This is a genomic window from Trueperella sp. HMSC08B05 (assembly GCF_001808405.1).
Classification (GTDB): domain Bacteria; phylum Actinomycetota; class Actinomycetes; order Actinomycetales; family Actinomycetaceae; genus Trueperella; species Trueperella bernardiae.
In genome coordinates, this window is sequence record NZ_KV793234.1 from 1 (window position 1) to 11106 (window position 11106).

Consider the following 11106-nt stretch of genomic DNA (forward strand, 5'->3'; position numbering starts at 1 on the left):
TGATCACGTCTACGGTGCCCCGCGGATCACCGCAGAGCTCGCCGAGCGCTTCGGCATTGCGCTCAACCGTAAGACTGTGGCCAAGCGGATGCGCCTGATGGGCATTGAAGGGATTTCACCACGTGCCTTCGTCCCGGTGACAACGATTCAGTCCAAGCGTACGTCCACGCTTCCGGACCTGGTCAAGCGCATGTTTGATGCCGGTGGGCTGAACCGGGTGTGGATGTCGGATATTACCTATCTGCGCACCGGGGAGGGCTGGTTGTACTTGTGCGCGGTCCGTGACGGTCATTCCCGCCGTGTGCTGGGCTGGGCTATGGATAGCGTGCAAGATACTTCCCTGGTCGAGCGGGCCTTGCGGATGGCGCATACGCTACGCGGTGACGTTGCTGATGGCTTGGTGTTTCACGCCGACCGTGGCGCACAGTTTACAAGCGAGCAGCTCTGGGACGTCTGCCGCGGCCTGGGCATTGCCCAGTCCGTTGGGCGTACTGGGGTGTGCTTTGACAACGCGATGGCTGAATCGTTCTGGTCGACACTGAAGACCGAGTTCTACGACCGGCAGCGCTGGCCTACCCGGGATGCTGCACGCGCGGGTGTCGCGCGCTGGATTGAGGTGGTCTACAACCGTCGCCGGCGGCACTCCGCACTCGGGATGCTCAGCCCCGTCGACTTCGAGCACCACATCACCCAGACCACCAACGAAGAAGAAACAGCTGCCTAACTATGAGGTAGCTCCACTACGTGTCCACCATTTGCGGGCAACCCCACCTTACCAATGTCTTTACGGTGTTTGGTGCGAATCTAAATGATCATAAAAATAGCTTTCCCCTGCAAATAAACACATCACACACCAGCTCGCCCCCAGCAAGCTACGCTTTTCACTTCACACACGATACTGTAAAGACCACTTAACCATTTGAGGATTAAAATCCCATGCTGGTTACTTACCTGGCGCTTTGCTCACCAACGCTGCTCGTATTGTAGGATGATTTTAGGGATGCCTGGTCGTCAAGTTTATGCAAAAGGGTTTTCACGATCGGCTTGCGGGTGCTTTTAATCTGGCGCACCCTGGAGTGTCCTAGGTTTTTAGGTCCAGGTGACTTGAGTGTGGTCCATTGATGCCCCGCCACTAGGTGGGGAGAATGGAGCAATGGTGAAAAAGTTCAGTAAACACGCGCCCGAACAGATTGTTCGCAAGCTCGACAAAGCGCGGGAGTTGAGGGAATCAGGATCGACGACAGCTCAGACTTCAATCTTCTTGTGCGGTGCAAATTCGGAATATGCCAGCCTATCTAATACCGCTGTATTTAACAGTGTTTTAAATCAGCATTACACCCGAAACTAAAAGCTTTTTATTGAGTCCTAACTCGCTGTGCTTCCAGCCACTGCTGCACTCCCGGATGAGCAGTAATCTGCAAATTAGGACTAGCTAACACCCGACCATCTGCCGTGAAAAAAACCGTGTCTATGTGCTGTTGAGTCGCATCCAAATCCATAGCTCTTTCCAAACCCAACACTAAGAAAGCGGTTGCCCAAGCCTCACACTCCATACCATCAGCCGCACAAACTAAAACGGCAACAAGGTCCGTAAATGCCGGCTTTCCAGTACTTGGATCTAAAACATGGCTAACGCGCTTACCCGAACCTATTCGTGTAGCTGTATCAGCACTAACAGAAAGCGCCGGATGAGTAAGCAACAAGTGCCCAAACTCTTCCAATCCCTCCCAAGGGCTTTGCAGGCCAACGCATACTGGGTCACCCGCAATCGAAATAGAGGAGGAACCAAATGACACCACCACGTTTTCCCCTCCCTTAGAAACTACCAAATCACGCACCTGATCTGCCGCATACCCCTTGGCGATACCTCCAAAATCAATTATGGAATCACTAAGCTCAAATTCTCTATTCGCCCTTTCAGCCACCAATTTTTTCCAATCACGCATTTGACGGCCCAAAAACGGGTAAAATGCGCCTTGAGTCAAATTCGCGAATTTTACGGATGCTTCCATGACTCGTGCCAGATCGGAAGAAAACCGATTTGCCTGCAATATATCTCCCAATCGGAAAAGCAATTCAGCTCCAGCATCATGATTTTCCAAACCAACTTCCGCGCTCCCTGCCAGGCTGTAAACGTTGGAAGAATGCAAGAGGGAGCTTCTGAATTTTTTCAAAATATCTTCCGAACCAGCATTTAAAATACGGCTAAGTGCGACCACCTGCGAAGTTTGCTTAAATATGCTAAGCCTATTTTCTAGTTCTCTAACTCGTTGACGAATAAGACGCTGAATTTCTTCAACATTCCCCGCCGGTTCCCAAGTGGCGCACACCAGCGTACCCATAGCGGGAAAGCTATATGAACCATGCCCGATCACTCAGATTACCGAGTCTTACTTTTCGGCGCCAGCGTTAAGCACGGCGTCTTCAACCGCCTGCATGAATAATCTGTGTGAAAGAGATCCACCAGCGATGCGCTCAACCTGATTTTGATCCGACGTCTCCTGGAACTTTTGCACATAGCTTTTTTCGTGCTTTATCGCGTCTTGCGCTCTTTGATAAAAAATCGGATCATGTGCTTTGCCATCGGTTCCCAAACCATAATCTTCATCATGGGGCGTACCATCAGCATCCTTTACTAAAAAGTTTGCCTTAGTGACTTTTCCTCCACTAATTGTGAAATTCACTGTGCCGTAAGAACCATCAGCTTCTTTTTGTGAAACTCCTTCATATTCCCCATCTGGCAAAGTGTTTGCAGCCGGCACATCGGCCGAGCACCCGCCAAGTACTGCAACTCCCACAATCGCTGCTATAGCTAACAATCGGGAACTTCCCATAAGGCCCTCCAAGTTTTCTAACTTTTAAATATTTGGCATTTTGCGATTATTCGGCTCCTGTTAATAAGTTTCACCGAAACGTAATTCTTTTATAGGAGAATCGGCCAGATCGGTGACCTCTTGGGCAATTCGCCCGTGCTCTAAAATTATTTGCCGCTGCCCTTGTGCAGCCACTTCGGCATCATGCGTTACCACTACCAAAGTTGTTCCCTCTTCATGCAGGCGATGAAAGAAATCTATAACTATTTTTTCATTAGTCTCATCTAAATTTCCGGTGGGTTCATCAGCGAGTATCACGGCCGGACGATTTATTAAAGCTCTGGCCACACAGACACGCTGTTGCTCCCCTCCAGAAAGTTCATGAGGTAGATGCGTAGCTCTGTCTTTCATCCCCACCTGTTCCAGTGCTTCAAGCGCTTCCTGCTCATCAGGAACCGAATGATAGTACTGCGCCAACATCACGTTTTCCACAGCGGTTAGGTGTTTAACAAGATGGAACTGTTGGAACACTAGGCCGATTTTATGACGGCGTACATCTGCCAGCTCCACCTCGCCCATTTTATCTAGACGGTCGCCTTCTAAAAGAACCTCACCCGAAGTGGGTGAATCCAAACAACCCAAAATATTCATCAGGGTCGATTTCCCCGAACCAGATGGGCCCACTATGGAAAGCCATTGACCACGCGGAATTTCCAAGCTCACGTTGTCGAGTGCCGCAAGATCGCCGTAGTGCCGACTAGCCGAGCGTACTGAATATATAGAATCTGCGGGCATTATTCTCCCCCTAGAACTTGTGAAGGATCTATTTTGGTGATTCTGCGTGCTGGCATCAAACAGCCCAGCATCGCTATGACTATTGAAAATATGAGTGTTATTGGCACGACCCACCAATTTATATTCAGGTTTATGGCAAACACACGGCGTGATATTTCCGCTGCGATCCACACCCCTGTAGCTGCACCTAACGTCCCCCCGAATACTCCCAGCATAAGCGATTCTCCTACGAATTCGCGCATAACATCACCAGGCAGTGCACCAAGAGCCTTCTTCAATCCGATTTCCTTGGAGCGTTCTGAAATTATCGAATTAAGAGTTGTGGAAACCGCTATCAAGGTGAGCAGCGATATTATTGCCGAAACTATCCAAATTAAGGTACGCAAAGTAGTGGCGATTCCGGTTTCCGCCTCTGAAATACGGCGCACTACTTGAGCGTCAGCATTTTTTACTTTAGTGTTTATTTGTTTGGCGTATTGCGCAATTACTTTAGAGTCTGCATCTATTGAGTACTCGATGATGTCATAACCACGATCTCCTAAAAATTCACTTAGTGTTTTAGTGCTCATTACTATCTGCTCGTCTTCCGGCCCTCCGGTGTGAATAATTCCAGAAACCTTCATCTGTTTAGAGACCGCATTTTCAGACGTGGGTTGCATCAGACCAACCTCATCCCCAATTGAGAAACGATAACGCGTAGCCACATCTGCGCCCACCAAGAATTCATCATCATTAGCAGGCATTTTCCCATCTAAGTTCCAATATGGGCGGACACCTTGCACAGCGTCCAAATCCGTTGCCATTACCTGCAATGGCTGCTGATTGTATAGTATGTTTCCATACTGGTATCCGGCGCGTTTAAGTACGCTGTTGCCAACTATGGAATCAGTTTCCTGCAATGTGCCATCCGTAAGGTTTTCTGAAGAATCAGGCAATATAACCATATTGGCACCAAACGCACGCAACTCCTTACTCATTTGGGCCGGAACAGTGAAGGCCACCAAACCCAATGCGGCCAAAGTTGTACCCCCCACCGCTATTGACAGGGAGGCAATGAAAACACGGGTAATCCGATTTAAAAACGCCTTCCAGATCATGCGCAAATACATCGCAGTATGCTTATTTTTCACGGTTACCTCCCGTGCAACACTTGGGCCGGCTGCACACGTACCAGTGAACGGATGGCAGGCAAAGATCCCAAAAGTACGGTTACAAACACAATTAACGCCATTAGAGGGGCCACAATTGGCCGCATAGCTATAGCGGATCCAAAAACAATGTGTCCGATTAGTTGAGCCAATCCGAAACCTAAAGCAAATCCAACAACTCCGCCAAACAACCCAACGATAAGAACCTCTGCCAACATGAGTCGAATAATTTCTCGGTTTCGTGCACCTATAGCCTTCATTAAACCAATTTCACGTGAACGCTCCATAACCGAAGCGAACACCAAATTCGCAATCCCTAAAGACGATCCAATCACTGCAAATAGGGCAACAAAAGCCATAATAAGCTCAGTTTTATTAAGGATCTCCCCCTCAGTATCTGCAACTTGACGTACGGGCTTAGCCACTGCGTTGGTCATAACTTCCTCTATCTGATAGGCAATAGAGGAAACATAGGCCGTGCAATACCATGTTTCCCACTCGTCCAAAGTGAGCAATGTAGGATCTTCAGCAGCTTTACGAGACAGATCATTATCCGGCGTAGTAATTGCGCGTACCTCTACCCGATCAACCTCATTATCCCGCCCGGTAAGCTGTTGAACCAGATCAAGATCTGCATATATTTGCGAATCTTCTGCATCTCCGCCCGTAAAAATTCCGGAAATAACCACATCGACAACATCACCGTTTTTATCACGAATTTGTAAAGTATCGTCAACTTTCCAATCATTCTTTGTAGCAATACGGGAACCCACTATTACCTCTTTAGGCGTCTTTCCCCAAGTTCCCTCCCATTTCCACCATTCCCGCATGCCGTCCATACCCGTCATAACCTTTTCTCCGGTTGGAATGGCGAGTTCTTTATCAAACCAGGTACCCCGCACCTGCTCTTCTTTACCGTCTACTTCAAGCTTTGTTTCCAAATAGGGAGTGAAGTTTTCAATATTGTACGTCCAAAATATGGTTTTCATATTCGGTAATTCATCTTCCCGCAACGCGCCGCCACCCTGCTCGGAAGAGTCAATATTGTACAAATCCGCGGCCATTGCCCTACCTTGGGGAAGAACCTGCAAATTAGAACCATAAGAGCTGAGTTCTTCTTGTACTTTATCTCCAACATCAAACATCACCGCCAGCATCGATGTTGTAAGGGAAGCACCCAACATTACTGTCACAGCTATCATCAGGCGTTTAACTGCCTGCCTACGCAATGCGCGGGCTATCATAATCCAGAAAAACATATCAGCTAAACACCTTCTCGTGGCTTTCTAACTCTTCAGCGAAAAACTTTAAGCGAGTATCTTCCACCTCATATTTGATTGGGATCGGGTTGCAACCGCCGGGGAATCCAATGGTTTGCACGTTCATCATCACGTCACACTTAGAACAAATTATTTTTCCCTTATCTTCGTAATATCCCGAATCTCCACAAATTTCACAGGCATCTAAACCTACGCCAAAAGCGACCTCATTTTTACGCACCACCAAAAATCTAACTTCCACTCCGTTTCCTGTTTTGTACCCAAAACGATGTAGGTGACCATCAGAAACCAGCAGACGATCCACGTATACAAAATCGCCTTCCAAGGTCGTGGCTTCCAAATCTGTTAGTTCAGGAACATACTCTGAGCGTCTCTTTCCATCCGTCAACGACCAGGCAAACGCAATTGCAAGGACCGAAGATAAACCAAAAAATTGACGGCGGCTTATGGTGTCTGCTTTTTGTAAACGGCGCTCTGCAGGATTATGTGGAGGTTTTTTAACCTGCGTCCACAGCGCTATAAAACCAGGGAAAGCAATTAGAAACACTAGTATCAGCTGAGTCATCGCCTCATTGCGTTGAATCCACAAAACTATGTCAAATAGGCCGGGGAAAGACGGCACTATCCGCCTCGTAGCGAACTGTTGATACAGCAAAATCATGCGGGGCAGTATCATCGCCATAAAAACTACCGAAGTGACTAGGGTGCGCACCCACCAAGGAACTTTTTTCGCACATTGGACATATCCCCAACAGGCAACCACCGCCAAAATTGTTCCTAAAGAAAACCCGGCCAAACGTAAAAGGGAGGCGGTTTCAAAAACTGATCCACCCGTGTGCACAATCGAATCGGTGGAATAAAAATATGGAACCGCATAGTAAAGAGCAGAGGTACATATAGCCAATATCGCGGTTATGGTCAGCCCCCGGTGGCGCATTCCCTGGTTTATATCATGCAAATCCCTATCGCCAAACAACCAAAGCATTACCAAAAACGCGAACATGGTAATAAACAGCGCGATTCCCGCCCAGGCGGTAAAAACAGGAATATCAACGTGCGGGGTGTTCAACCGCAACCATGTGAAAACACCCGCGCCCAAAAGGCCAATAGCGGTTGAAGCAAAAGTTAGTTTGGCAACCGTTTGTCGCTCCATAGGTGCATGAGCTCGGCTGGCTACCAGAATACTCACCGCTAGACACAAAGGAAGCGCCGTTTGAATTGAAACAATGAACAATTCCAACATGTAAATCCCTGCAAAAAGTTAAAAATAGCTACTAAATTATTTAGTTCAAATAACCGATCATGAAACTGTACATAAGTGTGAGAGCTCGGCGGCAATGCCCCGAGCTCTCACACGCGGTTAGCTTAAAGCAGCTGGCCGTCCCACTTCCAGTTTTCGAAAGTGAACTTCAGTGGCTCGGTCCAGAAACGCCCGTCGACAGCGGAGGTATCTTTTCCAGTGTGCAGCATGAACTTGTCAGCAGGTGAAGGAATCTCAACTTCAACACGGTACTCGCCCGGTTCCAGCTTGATGTTATTTCCGTAGTGCGGGCCGTCAGAAGCCACCATGGGCATCATCGTCCCTAAATCCTTGACCAAGCCACCCGTGGCCTGATCATAAATTTTCACGTTTATCTCCAAGTAAGGCATGAACTGATCGGCTTCATAACCGATTTCAGCAGCCTTCTCATTGGTAGCAACGTCAACTTCGAAGTGCATGTCAGATTCGGAAGCCGGCGGTACTAGCACCGAGCCTTGCTCCATGTCGATTGCCTGGAAGTAAACCAAATCAACAGTTAACGGACCACTGGTCTGCGGGCCTGAATCGCCAACCGGAATTTCGTTAATTCCTACTGCCTGCCCTTTTTCAGCAGAGCTCGTCTTTTCGTCGGCGGTATTCTGCACAGAAGTACCCTTTTCATCCTTGGGCTTGTCACCAGAATCATTCGAGCAACCAGCAAGACTCAAGGTAAGCGCGAATGCCGCTCCAAGAGCAACCATTGCTTTCTTGATCTTCATTTATTTTTCCTTTCGTGTTTCGGGATTTCCCGGCCAAAATTGGAGATGTTAGAACTGATGTAACGTTACTGACTAAACAGAAGTTGTATCTTTCACCGATCTTTGTTCGTTATTTGCTGCGCTAGCACAGCTCTCCCGTTTTGTGTTTTTGCTGATGCGATATTGCACAACAGCCAAAATTATGAGAATTACAACCACAATTGCCTGTGCCACCAAAGTCTGAACCGTTGGGTAAAGACCAAGCACAGCTATTTCCGGTACGCCCGGAACATCAGTTGTATGCAGCCAAGTTGCATCCTGGAACTCTTTAGCAGCGCCACCCGCAATGGTAACTGCCAACATGCCCAACAGAACCGAAGTCCACCGGAAGAACTTCCTGATTGGTAGACGAACTCCAAATACCCACACCAGTAGGAATAGGATTATCAAAATGACTAGTGCAACTCCCACCCCAAGCCAAATGAATGCGTAATCCGAACCGGAACGCGCCGCGGTGAGTATAGGAGAGAAGAACAATATGGTTTCCGCGCCCTCACGCAACACCGCCAGGAACGCAACCAAGGCTAGTCCGAATACGCCACCCGACTGAGTCTTAGATCCGGCAACAGATTGCATGTACTCATTCCATTTGGCCCCATGAGACTTGGAGAAGATCCAGTTGGAAACGTATATGAGCATCAGCACCGCAGCAATACCGGTAAAGCCCTCGATCAACTCTTGTGCCAACCCTGAAACGTTTGATGTGAGGCGAGCCAGCACTATAGCGATCATTACCGACAAAACGATGGCTGCGACCACGCCGACTATGATTCCAGCTACCTGATCCTTACGCTTTGCCTTCATAGCATAGGTAATAACAGCAGCCACAACCAGGAGGGCTTCAGCACCCTCACGCAGCAGAATTAGGAACGAGGCAAAGAATCCCTTCCACCCAAGTCCCTCATTGGAACCAGCCAGCTTGTCCAGCTCAGTGGCGTCCTCATTCACCATTGACTTTAAGTTTTCAGCTATCTTGACAACTTCATCGTGTGCCAATCCGCCACGAATTCCCTGACGCAGATCTCGGAATCCGTTTTCAACTTCAGAAACTCGCCCCTGCCCTATGTAGGAGATTGTTGCCTTCTCTAGCCCCTCGGCTTCATAGTGTTGTAAGTAGGCAGCGGTAGCGTGCTTGTAGCCCTTATCCACATCACCCGCGCCGTACTCTTTAACAGAGGTGTCAATATTTTCCACGATTGCTTGGGCTACCCTAGTCCACTGATCTGAAATAGTCTTAGTGGTGGCAAGTTCGGCAACGTCTTTATTTAGATGGTCAATGGCAGTTTTTACCGCTTGTTCGACCTCGTCTTGAGGTGCCCCCTCATTGGAAAGCGTGCGCACGTTTAGCAAAACTGCAACAAAGTCTTCTTGCCTATCCCGCCCGAGCCTGTGGCGAATTTGATCTTCAAGGCCGGAAACCTGGTAAATATCATAGTAAGCTTTTCTGATGGAGTGTTGAACTGCCTTAGAATCTCCCGAAGCATACTCGGCAGGAATACCCTCCAGGTACTCTTCCATTTTTGTTACTACCGGCTGCCAATCCTCTTCTTCTTGTGCATTCGCCGTAAGAGACGAAGAAAGAGCGAAGAACACTCCCACAAAGAGGAAAATCGCTAAAATCTTCGATATTCGCGCGCCCGATGCACTGCTAGGCGAAAACGCCATCATTCGCCCTCCAGCTTTTGTTAGCCTAACCTAATAACCAGTATGAGCATACGCGCTACCACTTTAATTGCGCAAGGCCGGCATGTTGAAAATAGGATCTTTGAGAACAAGTTCTCAAGGGATACTCCAAATGAACCGCGAGTTCAAGAAGCAGTTCGGCATCTCCATCCCCCTCATCCCCTTGAAAGAAACAGGTTAGATCCACGCTGGTAACGCCACGCGCCTAGACTGGGACGAGGCCTGCCCGAACAACGGCGAAGACGAGATCTACCTGATCGGCAACCCACCATATGTGGGATCGAGCATGCAGACCACAGAGCAGAAGGCGGATTACCCGGTGGTTTTCGGTAGCTCCAAGTACCCGAAGAAGCTCGACTACATTTCTCTCTGGTTTATCAAGGGCGCCGCTACATCTCCGGCACCCGTGCCGAGCTGGCCTTTGTTTCTACCAACTCCATTACCCAGGGCGAACACGTCGGTCTTCTGTCCCCCCCCCTGCTTCACGAACAAGACGTAGAGATCGGGTACGCCTATACCTCATTTAAATGGGGGAATAATGCCAAGTTCAACGCCGGCGTCACGGTTGTGGTTGTAAGCCTGCGTCCCATCTCAAATGCGCCCATATATTTCCATGAGGATATTCGCACAAACGTATCCCAAACAAATGGATACTTATTAGATGCACCGTGTGTATACGTTGGGCCTCGACCGCGCCCGTTGAGCTCAGAGCTACCAAAAAAATAAAAGGCTCTCAGACTACGTATGGGGGGGGGGAAAAAATCACCTACTCACGGTGCCGGAGAAAGAGCACCTTAACGGCATTTCATCGCTAGCCTCGTCTTGGATCCGTAATTATGTGGGATCGACGAGTTTATTAACGGTTCACAACGATACTGTCTTCGCGTTCCGGATGCAGACCTTGAGCGAGCGCAGGACGCAAAAGGCGGCCTCGGAAACCCGAAGCCGCCCTAGGCGAAAAACCGGATTGAGTCCTAAACGTTGAACTTGAACTCCACGGAGTGTCGTCGATAAATAACCATTTGATGCGCGCGTGCGGAATTAACAACGAAATACCGCTAAAACAGACAACATATGGGGTGCACAGAAACACATATAAGTTCTGCGGAAAACCTATAGGGTGCGTCGCTAAAAACCGCTGTGCGCGAAAAACATAAAGGGTTTACGGACCCGGTCCCAGACCCCTCAATACTCTGAGCCGGAAGAATGGAAAGTGGAAGGTTGATGGGCGGGATCAAGCGGTTAATGCGCCACGATTGAATATTTGCTGGAGTATCTCACGTGGTGTTGCTCCGCCGAGTGGGCTGTGTCAAATTTTGTGGACGGGTA

9 protein-coding genes and 1 pseudogene are annotated in these 11106 nt (G+C 48.8%); 2 read left to right on the top strand and 8 right to left on the bottom strand.

Annotated elements, in window-relative coordinates; genetic code table 11:
- Positions 1–724: IS3 family transposase (locus HMPREF3167_RS09915; protein ID WP_371440121.1), on the top strand; the 724-nt coding region annotated here is incomplete at its 5' end.
- A 631-nt stretch (positions 725–1355) separates the two neighbouring features.
- Here the strand turns inward: HMPREF3167_RS09915 and HMPREF3167_RS09380 are convergent.
- The 8 genes from HMPREF3167_RS09380 to HMPREF3167_RS03445 all read right to left on the bottom strand — a co-directional run bounded on the left by HMPREF3167_RS09380 (position 1356) and on the right by HMPREF3167_RS03445 (position 9762).
- Positions 1356–2342: an FAD:protein FMN transferase gene (locus HMPREF3167_RS09380; RefSeq protein WP_083281063.1), complete on the bottom strand. Its 987-nt coding sequence runs from the start codon at positions 2340–2342 to the stop codon at positions 1356–1358.
- 48 nt (positions 2343–2390) lie between these two features.
- Complete coding sequence (locus HMPREF3167_RS03415; protein WP_062614285.1) at positions 2391–2834, bottom strand: FMN-binding protein; 444 nt, start codon at positions 2832–2834, stop codon at positions 2391–2393.
- Between the two features lie 60 nt (positions 2835–2894).
- Positions 2895–3608: an ABC transporter ATP-binding protein gene (locus HMPREF3167_RS03420; RefSeq protein ID WP_016444852.1), complete on the bottom strand. Its 714-nt coding sequence runs from the start codon at positions 3606–3608 to the stop codon at positions 2895–2897.
- Positions 3608–4738 carry an ABC transporter permease gene (locus HMPREF3167_RS03425; RefSeq protein WP_083281064.1) on the bottom strand — a complete coding sequence of 377 codons (1131 nt, stop codon included), beginning with the start codon at positions 4736–4738 and terminating at the stop codon, positions 3608–3610. Before HMPREF3167_RS03425 ends, HMPREF3167_RS03420 begins: the two co-directional genes overlap by 1 nt.
- A gap of 2 nt (positions 4739–4740) precedes the next feature.
- The gene (locus HMPREF3167_RS03430; protein WP_016444850.1) at positions 4741–6015 is read right to left on the bottom strand and encodes an ABC transporter permease; all 1275 of its coding nucleotides are present in this window, start codon (positions 6013–6015) and stop codon (positions 4741–4743) included.
- Between the two features lies 1 nt (position 6016).
- Positions 6017–7279, bottom strand: a complete 1263-nt coding sequence (locus HMPREF3167_RS03435) for a DUF2318 domain-containing protein (protein WP_062614284.1) — start codon at positions 7277–7279, stop codon at positions 6017–6019.
- A 122-nt stretch (positions 7280–7401) separates the two neighbouring features.
- A complete protein-coding gene (locus HMPREF3167_RS03440; RefSeq protein WP_180947739.1) occupies positions 7402–8055 on the bottom strand; it encodes an iron transporter in 654 nt (217 codons plus the stop codon).
- Positions 8056–8127: 72 nt separating this feature from the next.
- Positions 8128–9762 (bottom strand): FTR1 family iron permease, encoded by a 1635-nt coding sequence (locus tag HMPREF3167_RS03445; RefSeq protein WP_062614283.1) that lies wholly within the window; start codon positions 9760–9762, stop codon positions 8128–8130.
- A 196-nt stretch (positions 9763–9958) separates the two neighbouring features.
- Here HMPREF3167_RS03445 and HMPREF3167_RS10175 point away from each other — a divergent pair.
- Positions 9959–10503, top strand: a pseudogene (locus HMPREF3167_RS10175) (DNA methyltransferase).
- The last annotated feature ends 603 nt before the right edge of the window (positions 10504–11106 follow it).